At 64.1% G+C, this 19,192-nt stretch carries 17 protein-coding genes; 16 read left to right on the top strand and 1 reads right to left on the bottom strand.

Going from position 1 to position 19,192, the window contains the following annotated elements:
• The first annotated feature begins 63 nt into the window (after nucleotides 1–63).
• The 15 genes from DR039_RS02280 to DR039_RS02210 all read left to right on the top strand — a co-directional run bounded on the left by DR039_RS02280 (nucleotide 64) and on the right by DR039_RS02210 (nucleotide 13,683).
• A complete protein-coding gene (locus DR039_RS02280) occupies nucleotides 64–1,497 on the top strand; it encodes an ATP-binding protein (protein WP_111835760.1) in 1,434 nt (477 codons plus the stop codon).
• Entirely contained in the window at nucleotides 1,490–2,188 is a 699-nt protein-coding gene (locus tag DR039_RS02275; protein WP_111835759.1) for a LuxR C-terminal-related transcriptional regulator, read from the top strand. Before DR039_RS02280 ends, DR039_RS02275 begins: the two co-directional genes overlap by 8 nt.
• Nucleotides 2,189–2,223: 35 nt before the next feature.
• On the top strand, nucleotides 2,224–3,555 hold the full coding sequence (locus DR039_RS02270; protein WP_111835758.1) for an exo-alpha-sialidase: 1,332 nt from the start codon (nucleotides 2,224–2,226) through the stop codon (nucleotides 3,553–3,555).
• 136 nt (nucleotides 3,556–3,691) lie between these two features.
• A complete protein-coding gene (locus tag DR039_RS02265; protein ID WP_111836012.1) occupies nucleotides 3,692–4,429 on the top strand; it encodes an L-threonylcarbamoyladenylate synthase in 738 nt (245 codons plus the stop codon).
• A complete protein-coding gene (locus DR039_RS02260; protein ID WP_111835757.1) occupies nucleotides 4,426–5,610 on the top strand; it encodes an MraY family glycosyltransferase in 1,185 nt (394 codons plus the stop codon). Before DR039_RS02265 ends, DR039_RS02260 begins: the two co-directional genes overlap by 4 nt.
• Before the next feature lie 30 nt (nucleotides 5,611–5,640).
• Nucleotides 5,641–6,048: a hypothetical protein gene (locus tag DR039_RS02255; RefSeq protein WP_111835756.1), complete on the top strand. Its 408-nt coding sequence runs from the start codon at nucleotides 5,641–5,643 to the stop codon at nucleotides 6,046–6,048.
• A 114-nt stretch (nucleotides 6,049–6,162) separates the two neighbouring features.
• A complete protein-coding gene (gene atpB / locus DR039_RS02250; RefSeq protein WP_111835755.1) occupies nucleotides 6,163–6,993 on the top strand; it encodes a F0F1 ATP synthase subunit A in 831 nt (276 codons plus the stop codon).
• Nucleotides 6,994–7,097: 104 nt separating this feature from the next.
• Complete coding sequence (gene atpE, locus DR039_RS02245; protein ID WP_111835754.1) at nucleotides 7,098–7,301, top strand: ATP synthase F0 subunit C; 204 nt, start codon at nucleotides 7,098–7,100, stop codon at nucleotides 7,299–7,301.
• A gap of 13 nt (nucleotides 7,302–7,314) precedes the next feature.
• Nucleotides 7,315–7,938, top strand: coding sequence for a F0F1 ATP synthase subunit B (locus DR039_RS02240; RefSeq protein WP_111835753.1), 624 nt, complete (start codon nucleotides 7,315–7,317; stop codon nucleotides 7,936–7,938).
• Entirely contained in the window at nucleotides 7,935–8,750 is an 816-nt protein-coding gene (gene atpH, locus DR039_RS02235; RefSeq protein ID WP_111835752.1) for an ATP synthase F1 subunit delta, read from the top strand. Before DR039_RS02240 ends, atpH begins: the two co-directional genes overlap by 4 nt.
• A 65-nt stretch (nucleotides 8,751–8,815) precedes the next feature.
• Nucleotides 8,816–10,447: a F0F1 ATP synthase subunit alpha gene (gene atpA / locus DR039_RS02230; protein ID WP_111835751.1), complete on the top strand. Its 1,632-nt coding sequence runs from the start codon at nucleotides 8,816–8,818 to the stop codon at nucleotides 10,445–10,447.
• 2 nt (nucleotides 10,448–10,449) lie between these two features.
• Nucleotides 10,450–11,394 (top strand): F0F1 ATP synthase subunit gamma, encoded by a 945-nt coding sequence (locus DR039_RS02225; RefSeq protein ID WP_111835750.1) that lies wholly within the window; start codon nucleotides 10,450–10,452, stop codon nucleotides 11,392–11,394.
• A 48-nt stretch (nucleotides 11,395–11,442) separates the two neighbouring features.
• A complete protein-coding gene (atpD, locus tag DR039_RS02220; RefSeq protein ID WP_111835749.1) occupies nucleotides 11,443–12,891 on the top strand; it encodes a F0F1 ATP synthase subunit beta in 1,449 nt (482 codons plus the stop codon).
• Between the two features lie 34 nt (nucleotides 12,892–12,925).
• Entirely contained in the window at nucleotides 12,926–13,273 is a 348-nt protein-coding gene (locus DR039_RS02215; protein WP_111835748.1) for a F0F1 ATP synthase subunit epsilon, read from the top strand.
• 2 nt (nucleotides 13,274–13,275) lie between these two features.
• Complete coding sequence (locus tag DR039_RS02210) at nucleotides 13,276–13,683, top strand: DUF2550 family protein (RefSeq protein ID WP_111835747.1); 408 nt, start codon at nucleotides 13,276–13,278, stop codon at nucleotides 13,681–13,683.
• A 105-nt stretch (nucleotides 13,684–13,788) separates the two neighbouring features.
• Here the strand turns inward: DR039_RS02210 and DR039_RS02205 are convergent, their stop codons facing one another.
• Nucleotides 13,789–16,155: a glycogen/starch/alpha-glucan phosphorylase gene (locus DR039_RS02205; RefSeq protein WP_111835746.1), complete on the bottom strand. Its 2,367-nt coding sequence runs from the start codon at nucleotides 16,153–16,155 to the stop codon at nucleotides 13,789–13,791.
• A 433-nt stretch (nucleotides 16,156–16,588) separates the two neighbouring features.
• Here DR039_RS02205 and DR039_RS02200 point away from each other — a divergent pair, with 433 nt between their 5' ends.
• Nucleotides 16,589–18,604: an FG-GAP repeat protein gene (locus DR039_RS02200; RefSeq protein ID WP_170166905.1), complete on the top strand. Its 2,016-nt coding sequence runs from the start codon at nucleotides 16,589–16,591 to the stop codon at nucleotides 18,602–18,604.
• Nucleotides 18,605–19,192: the final 588 nt, after the last annotated feature.

The following is a 19,192-nucleotide window of genomic DNA, read 5'->3' as shown; positions in this document are numbered from 1 at the left end:
TATCTCCCTGATTTCTGCCCGCAGCACCTTCAGGGGCTCGCTGTGCCATGCCACGATTAGGGCATGACGACGACGCGGCCCCCTGGGGATACTCCTCCCGCCACCTGGCGGCCCGGCGCCCCAGTCTCCGCCCCCGGCAGCCCCGAGGCAGCGGCACCACCAGGCGGTCCGATTGCTCGCCCCCAGCCGGATTACTACGGCGGCCAGTACTCCCGCCCCTTTGCCTATCCGCGAGTCTCAGCTCGCCTGCCTCTGCGGCGCACGCCCAGGCAGGTGAGCACTCCCCCGCTCGCCCCAGCCCGGCCTGGCCGCTGGTTCATGGGGGTTTGTGCCGGTGTCGCCGCCCACCTAGAACTGCCTGTGGTTGCCATTCGGTTGCTAGTGGCTGCGACTGCTTTAATGGGGGGAGCCGGTCTGCTCCTTTACGCCCTGCTGTGGGTTTATATGCCAGCAGGCGACCCCTGGGCTGAAGCTGCCGGAAAGGTGCCTGCAGCCCAAGCCCGACTGGCCACCCGCCTAACTGAGCAGCTCTCCCAACCTGCCCAACTCAGCCCCCGTTCACGCACCCTCCTAGGCGGAGCCGCCCTAGTAGCAGCCGCTCTCCTCCTGGCCCTGTGGCGGGCGGGGCACCTCAATGGCGTATCCGACCTGGTGCCCCTGGCGCTCCTAGCTGCAGGTGTGGCCCTGGCCTGGGCTCAAGCTGGGACCCTCACAGGCCCCTCCCGGGACCTGGGTTCCTTGCTGCGACTGCTGGGGGGAGTGGCTCTGGCCGCCGTCGGCATTCTGGTGTGGCTTAGCCGCGACCTGCCCTCTGCCAACCTCATGTCTGGGGTGGTGGTGGGCGGTGCCCTGGTTCTAGGTATCGGCTTGATCCTGGTGCCTTTGCTGCTGCGCACCAGCCGGGCACTTACCGACACCCGTGCCGCTGAAGCTCGGGCTGCCGAGCGGGCAGATATTGCCGCCCATCTCCACGATTCGGTGCTCCAGACCCTGACCCTGATTCGCAAGCGCGCAGACGAGCCTGAGACCGTCGCCCGCCTGGCGCGTGCCCAAGAGCGCGAGCTGCGCGCCTGGCTCTACACCGACCGCCCGGAGGCAGGCACCTCCGTATCTGATGCCTTCAAGGACTTGGCTGGTGAGGTGGAGGACCGCTACGGACTTGGGATTGACGTCGTCACCGTGGGGGATCGTGCCCCGGATCAGGCCACTGAGGTGGTGGTGGCCGCCGCCCGCGAGGCCCTGTCTAATGCTGTGCGCCACGGCCATCCCCCCGTCAGCCTCTACGTGGAGACCAATGTGGAAGGCATTGAGGTTTTCATCCGAGACCACGGGGAGGGCTTTGAGCTGCAGGAGGTTGCTGCCGATCGCCACGGCGTGCGCGAGTCCATCATTGGCCGCATGGAGCGCCACGGTGGCAGCGCTTGCGTGCACCGCCTAGCCCACGGCACCGAGATTCGCCTGACCTTGCCCACCATCCGGAAGGACACCCATGACTGACCGCCCCAGCCCGTCCACCGCCAAGGCAGAACCACCAGCCTTGCGGGTCCTAGTGGTGGATGACCATGCCCTGGCCCGCGCCGGGGTCCGCACCGAACTGGCTAGCCACGCCCCAGACTTGCAGGTGGTGGCGGAGGCCGACGACGTCGAAGGCGCCATCGCCGCCGTGCATGCGCTTATCCCGGATGTGGTGCTGCTGGACGTGCACCTGCCCGGAGGCAACGGAGGCGGCGGTGCGGAGGTGGTTGCCGCCTGCCATGACGTGCCCAGCAGTCGCTTCCTGGCCCTATCTGTCTCCGACGCTGCCGAAGACGTGGTTTCCGTGATCCGAGCGGGGGCGCGCGGCTATGTCACTAAGGCGATTGGGGCCGAGGATCTAGCCCAGGCAGTGCGCCGGGTGGCTGCCGGAGACGCCGCCTTCTCTCCCCGTCTGGCAGGCTTTGTGCTGGACGCCTTTGGTACGGGGGGCGGTGAGGTGGCAGTGGCGGATACGGAACTGGACCGCCTCTCTAGCCGAGAGCGGGAGGTTATGCGCCTGATTGCGCGGGGGTACACCTACAAGGAGTGCGCCTCCGAACTCTTTATCTCTGTCAAGACCGTTGAGACCCACGTTTCTGCGGTGCTGCGCAAACTCCAGCTGTCTAACCGCAATGAACTCACCCGCTGGGCTGCAGCCCGCCGAATTGTTTGAGTGGACCGTAGATCTGAATGACCTGTGAATCTGAAATGCCTGTGAACCCAGCCTGCTCTAGTTCCGCTGCCTCCTCAGCCACGCCTTGCGTTCGGGTGACGCCACTGGCCCAGTTGCAAGCCTCCGACTTGCCCGGCAGTCCCGCCGGAGCTCTGCGCGTCCCCGCACTCCTAGCCCTGCTTGACGGCACGCTCCTGCTGGTCCACGACCACCGCCCGCCCGTGGCCGCAAGCGGCTGGCAGCGCAGTGGTGGCGCCTTGCCTGGCGACCTGCCCAACCCCAACACCCTGTGGCTGCGCCGCTCCACCGACGCCGGAGCCACCTGGAGCGCCCCGCAGCAGCTCACGCCCGGCCCTGGCTGCAGCCAGGTGCGAGGCCTGTCAGACCCCTCCCTGCTGCTTGGGTCCGACGGCACAATCCACCTATTCGCTGCCGCCGCCACCGACGTCGGGCTGTTCGGGGCGCACTGCCCGACCCGCCCGGCGGTTCCTAATGCTCCTGCCGAGCCCGGCACCCTGCGACTCTTGCACGCTTACAGCCGTGACGCCGGCGCCAGCTGGAATTGGCGGGACCTGAGTGACCTGTGCCTGCCTGGCCCCGGCCAGCCGACTGGGCTGGTGGCTTTCCCTGTCTCTGGGCACGGCCTGAGCCTCACCGGCCCCTGCCAACCCGGTCGCCTGCTGCAACCGCTGGTTACGGCTTTGCCACCTGGGCCAGATGGCAGTCGCCCCGTGCGCGCCCGCGCCCTCCTCTCAGACGATGCCGGCGCCAGCTGGTTCTTGGGCCAAGAGGTACCGCCTCCGGCACAGTCCGCCACCAAGAGCTTGGCTGGGGGAGCAGCCACCAGCGGCGTGGACGAGTGGGCCGTGGCCGAACTGGCGGACGGCACGCTGGTGCTTTCGGCGCGCGATGGCGGTTATGGCGGCACCCGTCTGCAAGCCCATTCCAGCGACGGCGGCCAAAGCTGGAGCCTGCCTGAGGCAGCAACTGAACTGCCGGATCCCGGCTGTAATGCCGCCCTGCTGGCACTGCCCGGCACGCGCGCACTGCTGTGCACCCATGCCAGTGACCCCCGCTCCCGTCAACAAGGACGTCTCAGCCTGAGCCTCGACGGTGGCACCACCTGGCGGCCACTAGCCGCACTGACCGGAGCGCAGGAGCCCTTCGGCTACTCCGAGGCCTGTCTCCTGCCCACCGCTGCAGCTCACCGCACGGCAGCGGGCTACACAGAGCTAGCTGACCGCCCAGAGTTAAGCGACCACACAAAGCTGGCGGCGCCCTGGGGGCAGACCCGCCTCGTCGTCGTCGCTGAACAGCCTTATAACGCCCAGGACGCCGGCCTCCAGGTGTTCGCCGTCGACCTGTGAGAAAGCCGCCGTGACCACTCTTAGCCAAAGGTCCACAGCTGGGCCCTCAGCATCTCATAGACGGCAGCTGCGGCCACGCCAATGGGGTTCTCACGGAACGCCAAGGCCTTCGTGGCAGTATGCGCCCGTGAGCACCTTGCGACCGGAGACCAGCCAGCCCAGCCGGGCGCCGGAGACCCCGCCATCTCCAGTGGTAGGGCTGGAGCAGGCTGTCGCTCACCTGCGCGGCTCCGGGCTACTCATCCTGCCCACCGACACCGTCTACGGGATTGGCGCCACAGCTAGTGACGCCGACGCCGTCACCGCCCTCCTAGCCGCCAAGGGACGCGGACGCCAAATGCCTCCGCCTGTGCTCGTGGCTAGCGCCGCGCAGCTCGACGGCGTAGTTGCCCAGGTGCCTGCTGCCGCCACCGCCCTAATGCAGGCCTTTTGGCCCGGCGCCCTGACCCTCGTGCTCGACGCTCACCCGCAACTTGGCTGGGAACTGGGCGAGACCGGCGGCACCATCGCCGTGCGGATGCCGAACCACCCGCTGGCCCTAGCCTTGCTGGAGCGCACCGGCCCGCTGGCAGTCACCAGCGCCAACCGCACCGGCGAGTCCCCCGCCACCGACGCCGCTGGCGCCACCGCCGCCTTCCCTGGTCGCGTCACCCGTGCGGATGCCGCCAGCGCCACCACCGCTGACATCCTCTTACTCGACGGCGGCCCCACCCCTGGTCCGCTTCCTTCCACCATCGTGTCCCTAGCTGGGGAACAGGCTCAAACGCCCGTCTTCCTGCGCGACGGCGTGCTAAGCCGCCAGCAGGTGCTCGCCGTCGTCAACGCAGCCACGAGCGCTGCCACCAGTGCCACCAGGGAGGTGCCCGCACCGTGAGGGTCTATCTGCTGGTCTTGGCCGTGGCCGCTGCCTGCACCTACCTGGCCGTGCCGATCGTGCGGCATATTGCCCTAATGGCCAATGCCATGGCCCCTGTGCGCAGCCGTGACGTGCACAAAGCTCCCATCCCCCGCCTGGGCGGGGTAGCTATGTTCCTGGGATTCGCCACGGCCATCGCGGTGGCCGACAATATCCCCTTCCTGGAGTCTGTCATCGGTCGCAGCGCCTGGGCGGTGGTGGCTGGGGCCGGACTGGTCTGCGCCCTCGGAGTGGTGGATGACCTGTGGGAACTTGACTGGATGACCAAACTCGTGGGGCAGGTGTTGGCCGCCGGAATTATGGCCTGGCAGGGGGTTCAGCTAATTACCTTCCCCGTGGGTGGGGTAACCATTGGTTCCTCTCGTCTGTCCTTGATCTCCACCGTCCTGGTGGTGGTGGCAGTGATCAATGCCGTCAACTTTGTGGACGGTCTGGATGGCTTAGCAGCTGGGCTGATCGGCATTGGCGCAGTGGCTTTCTTCCTCTACACCTACGTGCTTACCCGCCAGCTGTCCGCCGGGTCTTACGCCTCTTTGGCAGCCACGGTGGTGGCCGCGCTGATCGGCGTTTGCGTAGGATTTTTGCCGCATAACTACCACCCGGCCTCCATCTTCATGGGGGACTCCGGTTCTATGCAGTTGGGCCTAATCTCTGCGGCCGGCACGATTATCGTCACCGGTCAAATTGACCCCGGTGCCCTGGGCGGCTCCCGGGCTTTGCCGGTTTTCTTGCCGGTGCTGCTGCCCTTCGCGGTGCTGCTGCTGCCGCTGACGGATATGACCATGGCGGTTTTCCGACGGATGGGTAAGGGGCTGAGCCCTTTCCACCCTGACCGCATGCATATGCACCACCGGCTCCTTGATGCGGGGCACTCCCACCGGCGGGCGGTGTTGACCATGTACATTTGGGCAGCCGCCGTCTCCTTCCCGGTGGCAGCCATGGCTTTCTTCCCTACAGACAAGGTGTTAATCGGCTTTGTAGTGGCCTTGGCGCTGGCGCTGCTGGCCACTTTGGACCTCATGCCGGGGGTGCGCGTGGCGGTGTCGCGCCACACCGGCGGGGTGGAACGTCACCGGGCCTCTAAGCGCACTGAGCGCAAGCAGGATTCGGCGCAGGTGCCGGGTGACCAGGACGACTGATAGGGAGCAGGACTGAGTGAGGGAGTCGCGATGAGTGTGGAGACCAGTTCCCAGGTGTTTCGCCGAGCTGCCCGCAATGTGTTGGTGGTCGGCGTGGCGGTTACCGTCCTGAGTTTGGGCGCGGGCCTGGCGGTAGGCGGCAAAGTTCTGGCTGGGGCCGCTTGGGGTGCAGGCGCTTGCGTGGCCTTGACGACGGCGTCGGTGGTTTCTTTGGCGCTGCCATGGCACCGTTGGCCGCTGCTGGCAGGTGCAGGGGTGATGGTCTCCATGTTTGCCAAGTTCCTGGTGGCGGGAGTGCTGCTGGCCATTATGTCGGCCCGGCAGGGCAGCTACTCGCCAGCTTGGTTCTTTGCGACCTTCGCTGCTGCAGTGCTGGGGGTCACTTTGGCGGAGGTGGTCACGCTGGCGCGAGGCAGGACGCTGGTGGTAGGTCCCTGAGCTTGCCGCCGACGTCGTATTGATCGGTCAACTGGTTGGGAGCACCGATCTGGGTAGGTTAGGCTGTGCCCATTGCCGCCTTTCCCCTGCGGCAGCTCATCCGAAGGAGGTCAGGTGCTCACGAGCGCGTCCCTCGTCGCCGTGAAGACGGCGGCGATTGTCCCTGCTGCGGCTGAGTACGACGGCTTCCACCCACCGTCGCTTGACGACTTCTACCCGGCCGCCCTGTTCCTGGCTGGAACCCCCTTTGAGATCAACCGGATCATGCTGGTGCGCATTGTTATGACGCTTCTGCTGGTCCTGGTCTTTGGGATCGGTGCTGCTCGCGCCAAGGTAGTGCCCGGTCGCTTCCAGAACGCCCTGGAGTTGATGCTGGGCTTCGTGCGCAAGAACGTCTCCGAGGAGATCCTCGGGCCGGTCTACGGCAAGAAATTCGCGCCCCTGCTCACCACCATCTTCCTAGGTGTGTTCTTCCTGAATATCTCCGGCATCATCCCGGGGCTGCAGATCGCCTCCACCGGTGTGGTGGGCATGCCCCTGGTATTCGCCCTGGTTTCATATATCGCCTTCATCTATGCCGGGTTGCGGGAGAACGGGGTAGTTGGCTATTTCAAGGGCACGGTGATGCCTTCAGGTGTGCCGGGTTTCTTGGCGCCTCTAATCATCCCGATTGAGTTCCTGTCCAACTTGGTGATGCGTCCGCTGACCCTGACCATCCGACTCATGGCCAATATGATCTCAGGGCACCTGCTGCTGGCCCTGTGTTTCGTGGCCACCAATGCCCTGTTTTTCTATGCTTCGGCGCAGCTCAAAGCACTGGGGACGGTAACCCTGCTGCTCGGGCTGGCCTTCGTGCTCTTCGAGGCCTTCGTGGCCGCCCTACAGGCTTATATCTTTGCCCTCCTGACCGCCGTCTACATTGATTCTTCGGTCCATATGCACTGAGCAAATGGACCGCTTGGCTCTGGTAATCCCCGCAGCCAAGCAGTAAACCTCCACACCCCAGCAGACGCCGCAACTGCGACGCCAACACACCAAGGAGAAACCCCATGACCGGCTCCATCGCCACGATCGGCTACGCCCTCGCCACCCTCGGCCCCTCCATCGGCATTGGCCTGCTCGTCGCCAAGACCCAGGAGGGCACTGCCCGTCAGCCTGAGGTTGCCGGCGCCCTGCGCACCAATATGTTCATCGGTGCGGCCCTGATCGAGGCTCTGGGTCTGCTCGGCTTCGCCGCGGGCTTCGTCTTCTGAGGCCGTGACCACAATGACCCTGAGCGCCGCACTGCCCATGGTGCTGGCCGCCGCCGACCACCAGGAGGGCGGAGCGCCAGAGGGCATCTGGCTCTTCGTCCCGCATGTGGCTGACCTCCTTTGGGGCACAGTCTGCTTCGCCGTCATCGCCCTGGTCCTGATTAAATACGCCCTGCCGCGCTTCAACGCGGTTATGGATGAGCGCACCGCCAAGATCGAGGAGGGCCTAGCCCTCACCGAACAGGCCAAGCAGGGGCAAGCGGAGGCTGAAGCCAAGGCCACCAGCCTGGTTGAGGACGCGCGTATCGAGGCTGCTCGCATCCGCGAGAACGCTCAGACTGAGGCCAAACAGATTATTGCTGAGGCCCGCGCTGCCGCCGCCACGGAGGCTGGCAAGGCGCTGTCGGCGGCGCAGCGGCAGATTCAGGCAGATAAGCAGGCCGCCCAGATCTCCCTGCGTTCCGACGTCGGCATGCTGGCTGCGGGCCTGGCGGAGAAGATCGTTGGGGAGCAGTTGCGTGACACCGAGCTGTCCTCTCGGGTGATCGACCGCTTCCTCAACGACCTGGAGGCCCAGTCGGTGCAGTTCAGCGCCGCCGACGTCGCCGCCGCCACCGGATCCCAGGGGCCGCAGTGAACACCGGCAGTGCCGCCACCCAGGCCCAGGCCACCCAGGCCTGGGAGCCCGTCTTACAGCAGGCCGGGGAGCAGGCACTTGAGCTGGGGGAGCAGATCCTCGCGGTGGCCCACCAGATCGCCGCTAACTCGCTGCGTGGCTCACTGACCGACCCGGGCCGCAGCCCGCAGGCCAAGGCCGCCTTGGCTCAGCGCCTCTTTGCCGGGTGCGTTGACGGCCGGGTAGTCGAGTTGCTGGCTGCGCTGGTGCGTGGCCGCTGGTCTAAGCCCTCCGATCTGGTACATGCCCTGCACGATCTGGGTATCCAGGCCATCCTGGCTGGAGCTCGGGCCGGTGGGCGCCTAGACGCGGTGGAGCATGAGGTCTTCTCGGTCTACAACCTGCTGGTTGGCAACCGGGACCTGCGCCTGGCTCTAGAGCCTTCCAATCACACCACTCAGGACGCACGGGTGGCGCTGGCTTACAAGGTGTTGGGCACCAGCCTGTCCTCCTCCGCGATGAGTCTGGTCACCTGGTGCGTGCGCCACGAGACTGAGGGCGGGGTGCCCCGCAACCTGCGGCGTGTCGCTGAGTTAGCAGCTGGGCTGCAAAACCGCACCATCGCTGATGTAACCAGCGCCATCCCGCTCAGCACAGAGCAGGAGGCTCGTCTGGAGCGCATCCTTGAGCAGCGCCTAGGCACCGACGTCGAACTTAACCTAATCGTTGATCCCGAGGTCTTTGGGGGCGTGCGTGTGCGCGTGCGTGACCTGATTATCGACTCCACCGTGCGCAGTTCCCTGGCGGGTGTGCGCACCCAGCTGGTCGGCTGAGCCCGGCCCCACCACCACCAAACTTCACCTGCACGCCCGCAGGAACCCACAAGAAGGAAAGAGACATGGCTGAGCTGACCATCAGGCCGGAGGACATCCGCTCCGCCCTGGATGAGTTCGTCGACTCCTACGAGCCTGCCAAGGTGGCCGCCGAGGAGGTCGGCCACGTCGTATTCGCCGCTGACGGCATCGCCCACGTTGAAGGTTTGCCCGGCGCCATGGCCAACGAGATCCTCACCTTTGAGGATGGCACCGCCGGACTGGCCATGAACCTGGACGAGCGGCAGATCGGTGTGGTCGTCCTGGGCAACTTTGACGCCATTGAAGAGGGGCAGACCGTTCGCCGCACCGGCGAGGTGCTCTCTGTGCCCGTCGGTGACGGCTACCTGGGCCGCGTGGTGGACCCCCTGGGGCGGCCCATCGACGGCTTGGGCCCCATCGCCTCTGAGGGACGCCGTGCCTTGGAACTGCAGGCCCCGGGCGTCATGATGCGCAAATCCGTGCACGAGCCGCTGCAGACCGGGCTGAAGGCCATTGACTCGATGATCCCCGTGGGTCGTGGTCAGCGTCAGCTCATCATCGGTGACCGCAAAACCGGCAAAACCGCCATCGCCCTGGACACGATCCTCAACCAGAAGACCGCTTGGGAGACCGGTGACCCCAAGCAGCAGGTGCGCTGCATTTACGTTGCCACCGGCCAGAAGGGCTCCACCATCGCCTCCGTGCGCCGCACCCTGGAGGAGTCTGGCGCCCTGGAGTACACCACCATTGTGGCTTCCCCCGCCTCTGACCCCGCCGGCTTCAAATACCTGTCCCCCTACACCGGCTCCGCCATCGGCCAGCACTGGATGTACGCCGGCAAGCACGTCCTGATTGTCTTTGACGACCTATCCAAGCAGGCCGAGGCCTACCGCGCAGTCTCCCTGCTGCTGCGCCGTCCGCCGGGCCGCGAGGCCTACCCCGGTGACGTCTTCTACCTGCACTCGCGTCTGCTGGAACGCTGCGCCAAACTCTCCGATGACCTAGGTGGCGGCTCCATGACCGGTCTGCCACTTATCGAGACCAAGGCCAACGACGTCTCCGCCTATATCCCCACCAACGTCATCTCCATCACCGACGGCCAGATCTTCCTGCAGTCAGACCTATTCAACGCTGACCAACGTCCGGCCGTGGACGTGGGTATCTCCGTGTCCCGCGTGGGCGGTTCCGCGCAGATCAAGGCCATGAAGCAGGTTGCTGGCACGCTCAAGATCACCTTGGCGCAGTACCGCTCCATGCAGGCCTTCGCCATGTTCGCCTCTGACCTAGACGCCGCCACCCGCCAGCAGCTCACCCGCGGTGAGCGCCTCATGGAGCTGCTCAAGCAGCCCCAGTTCACCCCCTACCCGGTGGAGGAGCAGGTCGCCAGCGTCTGGACCGGCACCAACGGTTACCTGGATGACATTGACGTGGCTGAGGTGCTGCCCTTTGAGTCCGCCCTGCTGGACCACCTGCGTCGCAACTCCACCGTGCTGGCCACCATCCGCGAGACCGGCAAGCTGGAGGAGGACACCGAGGCACAGTTGCGTGCCGACGTCGAAGCATTCCGCGCCAGCTACCTCTCCGGTGGCCGCATGCTGGGCGCACAGGTCGCCGCTGACGAGGATGAACCCGAGGCTGAGCGCACAAGCGAGCAGATCGTCCTCAAGAGGGGCTGACAGTGTCCGGTAAGCAGCGCGTCTACAAGCAGCGGATCCGTTCCACGGCGACCCTTCAAAAGGTTTTCCGTGCGATGGAGCTCATCGCTGCTTCCCGTATCGGGCAGGCGCGGAATAAGGCCCAGGGCGCGTCCCCTTATGACCACGCCCTGACCCAGGCGGTTGCCGCCGTCGGCACCTACTCACACCTGGACCACCCCATCACAAGGGAGCGCACGGACACCAAACGGGTGGCCGTGCTGGTGGTCACCTCAGACCGGGGTATGGCAGGCGCCTACTCAGCCTCAATCCTGCGCGAGTCCGAGCGGCTCCTGGAGCAGTTGGTGGAGGAGGGGCACGAGCCCGTGCTCTTCACCTTCGGCCGCCGCGCCCAGGCCTTCTATGCCTTTAGGGGCCGCCCCGTGGAGTACTCCTGGATAGGGGAGTCCGACCGGCCTTCAGACAAGGTGATCGACGAAGTCTCTGCGCTACTGCTCGACTACTTCCTGTCCCCACCGGAAGCCGGGGGAGTGGCTGAAGTACATATCGTCTTCACTCGCTTCAAAACCATGGTCACGCAGGTCCCTGAGGTGCGCCGCATGCTCCCGCTGACTGTGGTAGACGTCGATGGGCCCGGTGAACTCAACCGGGCAGATATTGCTGCCGGGCATGAGGCCGAGCTCCCCGAACTCTCCGGCGCACAGCCCCTCTACGAGTTTGAGCCCTCCGCGGAGGCCGTGCTGGGCGCTCTGCTGCCCCGCTACGTCGCCTCCCGCATTCGCAACGCGCTCCTACAGTCTGCGGCCTCCGAGCTGGCTAGCCGCCAGCAGGCTATGCATACGGCCACGGATAACGCCGAGGAGCTCATCAGGAATTACACCCGTCTGGCCAATGCTGCGCGCCAGGGCGAGATCACCCAGGAGATCACGGAGATCGTCTCGGGTGCCGACGCCCTAGGCGCAGGCTGAGACCAACTGCCAAAGCCGCCGCCACCGCACGCACCGAAAGAACGAACCATGACCGACACCCCCAGCACCACTTCCACCGGGCGGATCACCCGGATCATCGGTCCTGTCGTGGACATCGAGTTCCCGCCGGACGCGATCCCGGCCATGTACAACGCCCTGAAAACCACCGTGGACCTGACCGGCCAGGGTGAGGGTGATGGCACCACCGAGATGACCCTGGAGGTGGCACAGCACCTGGGTGACAATATTGTCCGCTCTATCGCGCTGAAGCCCACTGACGGCCTAGTGCGCGGCGCCGTCGTTCGGGACACTGGCGCCCCCATCTCTGTGCCCGTTGGCGACGTCACCAAGGGCCACGTGTTCAACGTGACCGGCGAGGTCCTCAACCTCGCCCCCGGAGAGACTCTTGAAGTCAAGGAACGCTGGCCCATCCACCGCCAGCCTCCGGCCTTCGATGAGCTTGAATCCAAGGAGCAGATGTTCGAGACCGGCATTAAGGTCATCGACCTGCTCACCCCCTACATCCAGGGTGGCAAGATCGGCCTATTCGGTGGTGCCGGTGTGGGCAAGACCGTCCTCATCCAGGAGATGATTCAGCGCGTGGCACAGGACCACGGCGGTGTGTCCGTCTTCGCAGGCGTAGGTGAGCGCACCCGTGAAGGCAATGACCTGATCGTGGAGATGGATGAGGCTGGCGTCTTTGACAAGACCGCCTTGGTCTTTGGCCAGATGGACGAGCCGCCGGGCACACGTCTGCGCGTGGCGCTGTCCGCGCTGACCATGGCCGAGTACTTCCGCGACGTGCAGCACCAGGACGTGCTGCTGTTCATCGACAATATTTTCCGTTTCACTCAGGCCGGTTCTGAGGTCTCCACGCTGCTGGGCCGGATGCCTTCCGCGGTGGGTTACCAGCCCAACCTGGCTGATGAGATGGGCCAGCTTCAGGAGCGCATCACCTCCGCCGGGGGCCACTCCATCACCTCCCTGCAGGCCATTTACGTGCCCGCGGACGACTACACCGACCCGGCCCCGGCCACCACTTTCGCGCACCTGGACGCCACCACGGAACTCTCCCGTGAGATCGCCTCACGCGGTATCTACCCGGCTGTGGACCCGCTGGCCTCCACCTCTCGCCTGCTGGCACCTCAGTACGTGGGGCAGGAGCATTACGACGTCGCCACCCGCGTGAAGTCCATCCTCCAGAAGAACAAGGAGCTGCAGGACATTATCGCGATCCTCGGTGTGGACGAGCTTTCCGAGGAGGACAAGGTCACGGTGGCTCGCGCCCGCCGCATTGAGCAGTTCCTGAGCCAAAACACCTACATGGCAGAGAAGTTCACCGGTGTGCCCGGCTCTACCGTGCCGCTAACTGAGACCATTGAGGCCTTCAAGCGGATCTGTGACGGCCAGTACGACTCCTTCCCGGAGCAGGCGTTCTTTAACATCGGTGGCATTGAGGACCTTGAGCGCAAGGCCGCTGAGATGATGAAGGCCTGATGAGGTCGGCAGCAGGCAAGGGGGAGGTACACGCATGGCACTGAGTGTCGAAGCGGTCTCACGCAGTGGGGCTGGCTCCTGGATGGGGCAGGCTGAGCGCGTCTCCGTGCCGCTGATCGACGGCGAGATGGGCGTGCTGCCTGGACGAGCCCCGGTGCTGGCACTGCTGGGCCGCGGCAAGGTACGGATTACACCGGTCGACGGCGCCGCCGAGGTGATTATCGCGGTAAACGGTGGCTTCTGCTCCGTGGACCATGACGTGGTTACCGTGGCTGCTGACCTCTCCGGTGAAGAGGCCGAGTCTGCGGCAGCCATTGGGGTGGACCAGATGCTGGCTGAGGCCGAGGAGCTGATGCCGGCTGGGGACGGCTTCGAGGACTGACCATGGGGCTGGGGGGCTGGGACTGGGCGGCCATTGTGGCTGGCGTAATACTCTTGGGTTCCCTGGCCTTCCTGTGGCGGCTGCGCTTACTAGCCAGCCGTGTGGGCTCCTTTGAATGCGGCCTGTCCCACCCGGGCAAAGGCGGCTGGTTCTCCGGTATTGGAAGCTTTGGGGGCGAGGAGCTGGTCTGGCACCGGCTCATGTCCATCCGCCTGCGACCGCACTATCGCTTCCAGCGCGAGGACTTGGAGATCGTGGGGGTGCACCCACGCTCCATCAGTGGCCGCGTGGTGGACGTGACCTGCACTTATCGCAGTGAGCACGTGAATCTGGCGATGCCCTCGGAGTCATACAACGCGCTGGTCTCCTGGATGGAAGCTGCCGCCCCCAAGCAGTCCGAACTGTACTGAGCCCCGCCAGCACCGCTGAGGGACGCTAATAAAGCCAAAGGACGGCGCCCGCCGACCGGATGAACCGGTGTGGCGGGCGCCGTCGTCGCTAAGTGGCTGTCGGGATCAGGCGATGGGCTGCGCCTCGATATGCCAAACCTCGCGGGCGTAGTCGCTGATGGTGCGGTCGGAGGAGAAACGGCCGGAGCGAGTGATATTCACCCAGGCTTTGCGCTGCCAGGCGCGCTGGTCGGCGTAGTCGGCCGCCATAGCGTCCTTGGTCTCCCGGTAGGCCGCGAAGTCACCCAGCACGTAGTACACGTCCGCCGGCTCATAGGAGGCCTCTAGGAGACTGCGGCGTAGGTCCGCGAAGCCACCGGTGCCGTGGTCATCCAGGGTGCCGTCAATGAGGGCGTCCAGGGCGCGACGCAGGCCGGGGACCGTCTCGTAGGCGGTGCGCGGGTCGTAGCTCTGGCGCAGGGTAGGCAGTTCGTCTTCCGTGGCGCCAAAGATGTAGGCGTTGTCATCACCCACGGCATCCAGGATCTCCACATTCGCGCCGTCCAGGGTGCCCAGCGTGAGCGCGCCGTTCATCATGAACTTCATATTGGAGGTGCCGGAGGCTTCCTTACCCGCCATGGAGATCTGCTCGGAGACGTCTGCGGCGGGGATGATGTGCTCGGCGGGGGAGACGTTGTAGTTGTGGATGAAGACGACCTTGAGGGTCTGGGAGACCACCGGGTCATTGTTGACTAGCTCGCCAATAGTATTGATGAGCTTGATGACGGCCTTGGCGCGCACGTAGCCGGGGGCAGCCTTAGCACCAAAGATGAAGACCCGCTTAGGCACCACCAGGGTCGGGTCTTCCTTCATGCGGAAGTACAGGTCCAGCACGTACAGGGCGTTGAGGAGCTGGCGCTTGTACTCGTGCAGGCGCTTGATCTGCACATCAAAGACGGCGTCAGGGTCAATCTCCACGCCTTCGCGTTCTTTAACCCAGGCCGCAAAGTCAACCTTATTGGCGCGCTTTACTTCTGCCAGGCGTGCGTAGACGGATTCGTCGACGGCGTCGGTGTGCTGCGCCAGGACGGAGAGGTCCGTTACCCAGGCGTCAGAACCGGTGACCTCGTCCAGCAGGGCGGATAGGCGCGGGTTGCACTGGCGGAGCCAACGGCGAGGGGTGACGCCATTGGTCTTGTTGTTGAAGCGCTCAGGCCAGATGGCGTGCCATTCACCCAGGGTCTCGCGCTTGATGATCTCCGTGTGCAGGGCGGCCACACCGTTGATGGAGTAGGAGGCGTAGCAGGCAATCCAGGCCATGCGCACGGTGTTACCGGAGACCGGAGCCATGTACTCGATGGTTTCAGGCTTGATGCCACGCTCAGCCAGGTCTAGACGGAAGCGGCGGTCGATCTCCCGGACGATCTCCGTGATGCGCGGGAAGAGGCGGTCAAAGATGGATACGTCCCAGGTCTCCAGGGCCTCGGCCAGCACCGTGTGGTTGGTGTAGGCGAAGGTCTTGGTGACGATCTCCCAGGCGGCCTCCCAACCAAGCTTGTGCTCGTCCATGAGCAGGCGCATGAGCTCGGGGATGGCCAGCACCGGGTGGGTGTCATTGAGCTGGACGGCGTTGTACTTGGCGAAGTCACTGAGGTCCTCGCCGTGGTGGGAGATGTAGTTGTCCACGATCTCCTGCAGGGAGGCCGAGCAGAAGAAGTACTGCTGGCGTACGCGCAGGAGCTTGCCTTCGAAGGTGGTGTCGTTGGGGTAGAGGACCCGGGAGATGTCGTTGGTGCGCTCGCGGTCCACAATGGCCTCGGTGAAGCGCTGAGAGTTGAAGGCGTCGTAGTCGAACTCCTGGACCGGCTCGGCGCGCCATAGGCGCAGGGTGCCGACGTTGTGGGTGCCGTAGCCGGTGATCGGCATGTCGTGGGGGACAGCCTTGACGGTTAGGTCGTTGTAGCGGACCAGGCGGGTGGCTTCCTCGCGGCGGATGACGAAGGGGTAGCCCTCTTCCATCCAGGGATCGGGCTGCTCGGTCTGGAAGCCGTCGGAGAAGAGCTGCTTGAACAGGCCGTAGCGGTAGAGGATGCCGTAGCCGGTGACCGGCAACTCCAGGGTGGCGCAGGAGTCCAGGAAGCAGGCGGCCAGGCGGCCGAGGCCGCCGTTGCCCAGGGCGGCGTCGGGCTCCTGTTCCAGCACGGTGGATAGGTCTTGCCCGAAGGCAGACACGGCCTGGCGGGCTTCTTCAACCAGGCCCAGGTTGGTCAGGTTGTTGAGCAGGGCGCGGCCCATGAGGAACTCGGCGGAGAAGTAGTGCTCCTGGCGGCCAGCCCGGTACTTCTCGCTGGTGGCGTGCCAGTCGTCGGCGATCCGCGAGACGATGGCGGAGGACAGGCCTTGCCAGACCTCCATGTGGGTGGAAGCGGTGGCGGGGCGGCCTGAGACCGCACGTACCTGGGAGGGCACGGTGCTAGCCAGGTTCTGCGTCATTCTTCATTCCTTATGTCAAGTGTTGGAGCGGTGCTAGCCGAGAGTTGCACTGATCTTGCAGATCTTACATCGTGATTGCGGGCGAAGGCTGGTGTGGCCTGTCCGGATGAGCCATGTGAACCGGGGGCCCTGCCCAAAAGATAGCGCCCAAGGTGTTGAGGATGGGGCTGAGGGTTGTGGCTTGCCAGGATTAGGTGGCGACTGTGTAGTATCCCGATGCGTTTTCGAAGGTAAGGCAAACCTAAGGCGCAATGCGTCACAATCTGATTTCACTCACCGGGGCAGGCGACCCTGTCTCGGTGTGGGTGAGGAGGGCACGGACCGCTTCCGCACCCTCCTCGGAGCCAGTGGCGCAGACGCTTGCCTTGCCATGAGTAAGACGCACATCCCAGTTAGAACAACCATTGGCAATGGCCAATTTTACAGGATAGGTATGGCCACTCACCCATTGTTCCCAGGACGTCTGGCGGGGGTGACGGGACTCGCGGCTGGCGCCGCGCTGCTACTCGTCGCCGGACCTGCGTCGGCGTCTGTCATCCCTGACAACTACTCCTCAGACCCCTCCCTCAACACCTGCATCAGCAAAGCTGTGGATTCCCAAGGAGGTGAAGCAAAAGATCTCAAAACCCCGGTCTGTGCCGAAGATGAACAGATCGCCGTGCGGGACGGGCTGAATGAGCTACCTGCCCAAGCCCCGGCACCCCCAGTTGCACCGGCAGCACCGGCAGGAGCTCTTGCCCATTGGTATGGCTCTTTGAATGCAGCTGCAGGAGCCTCGCTGTCACAGCACGCCTGTGACGTCACAGGCGATGGGCGTCAAGACATCATTACCAGCGCCTGGCTGCACACTCAGGATAAATACGGCAGGACCGGCGCGCTCTACATCATCCCTAACGGGGCTAAGACCGGAGATCTTGACGACCCTGCAACGGGTGCGATCAAAGTAGAAGGACCACGACGTGCAAACGCGATGGCCGGCATAAACGTGTCCTGCGTGGGAGACGTTAACGGCGACGGCGTAGGCGACATTGGCGTGTCCGACCAGCTTGGGCAGCGCGGTTACGTTGTCTTTGGTTCCGCTGCTGCCTGGCCGAAGCACCTTGATGAGCTTGGTGAGCGCGGGTTTGTCATCGAGGCCACCGGCGACCGACCTACCGGGACTGGCTATGTTGTAACCGGTGCGGGCGACCTAAACAGTGACGGCCTGGCAGATGTTGCCGTCGTCTCGCTGGCTGGTGGGCCGACTCGCGGGGGTGAGGTCACAGTGGTTAGTGGCCGATCCTCAAGCGCGACGGTCAATATCGCTGACGACAGCCAAGTCTTGCTGCGTGTAGTAGGAACACCTGAACAACGCGTATCTGCTTTCACTCCAGCAGGAGACGTGGATGGTGACGGCATCAGCGACTTCCTCTTTGGTGGCTATGTCGCCAAGGCTAATGGTGCTGCCGACGTCGCAACCGGTATGGGGTGGCTCGTCTCCGGTACAGAACGTGGCACGGTTGACCTCACCAAGTCCTTCAAGGGCTTTACCGTCAACGGACCCCTGCGCGGCAAAGATCGGCTAGGTATCTCTGTGGCTGCGCTAGGCGATATCAACGGTGACGGGTTCGCGGATATCCTCTTTGGGGCTGAGCCCCGTACTCGTGATGGTGGAGCAGCAGTAGTTCTCGGCTCAGCCTCCCGCGAGACTGTTAGCACTGACCCTGAGGCCAAATTACCCGTCATCGACAAGGAGGGCAGCCGTGGCTGGTGGCTCTACGACTCTCGTGGTGCCAAAGGCCTGGGGTACAGCATTAGCGCGGTAAAGGCAGCGAAAGGCAGCACGGGAACAATTCTCCTGGGCGCCTACGAGGATGCCAAAGCGCTTGCTATTGATACTTCTGCGCTTACAGGCAGCGCCGATGTGACGGTGCTCCATGCCAAGGGTGGGCGAGTTGACTTAGCTGCCTTGGATGCAGCACTGCTCACCTCTCTTCAAGGTGACGGCAACCGTCTTGGACGTGCGGTCGGAGTGCTCCATGATTTCAACGAACACAAGGGCAAGTTCATGCTTGCCGGGGCGGATAACACTCAGGGGCGCGGCAGCATCGTGCTGGCCAAGCTACCCGCCACACATTCCTTGGCACAGCAGCCGGCACCGGAGCGTCCGGAGGATGGCGGCCAGCAGGCCCCACCGTCTTCCAAGCCGGATAACGGGCAGGAGCAGAATCCGCCTACATCCGGGCCATCTGCAAGTGCTCCGGCGCAGCCACAGCCAGGTGACTTGGGAACCCCTGGTACGCAGGGACAGAACCAAGCAGCTGGGCCAGCAGGTACCAAGCCGTCTGGGGGAGTCCTATCTGCTACAGGTGTGTCGGCCGGAACGGCAGCAGTGACAGTAGCGGTGCTGCTTCTCGTCGGGGGAGTAACCATGGCTTTAGTCCGCGCACGCCGTAGGGCTGATAGCTGATTCCTCAGTCAATACTGGCTGCAAAACGCCAGTAGGGCTGTGGCGAGTCCACAAGCCGAGGGTGTTGCGGCAGGTTGCTTAACCTGCCGCAACACCCTCGGGTCTGCCGCTAACTGAGCGGCAAACATGAGCTTATTACTATTGAGGTGTTGTTTATAGTGACTTATCTGATTTGAGAGTGTGGTTAGGGATTCTAGGGTGGAGCTATGAGGGTGTTCGACGCGTCGATTTAGGGCTTCAGTGAGGCTAATAGTGATGCCGGACTGGGTTGAAGAAATTCAAGATAACGCTCGCGAGGTGTTTCAGGGTGTGGCTAAGCATGTTTCACGTAAAATAGTTGGCAGGATTTGGAGCTTGGAAAAGTTGAGGGCAAAACCTATACAACGGCTCTGTCGCAAATCCTGATGAGCAGCACAGCGGCCATCTACACTCTCATTTGCTACGGGTCTATTGACGCGTTGACGGTGTGTTGCTATACTTGTAAAAGTCTAAGCCCTATCTCCCGTACGTCGGTCGTATCGACAGTAGACATCTAATCTATGTGGGCTGGAGATTATATAGACTCAGTGAGGAGTTATCATATATGAC

It is taken from the genome of Actinomyces bovis, from assembly GCF_900444995.1.
Lineage (GTDB): Bacteria > Actinomycetota > Actinomycetes > Actinomycetales > Actinomycetaceae > Actinomyces > Actinomyces bovis.
Note: the sequence above shows the minus strand (reverse complement) of the source record. Positions and strands in the feature narration are given on the sequence as shown.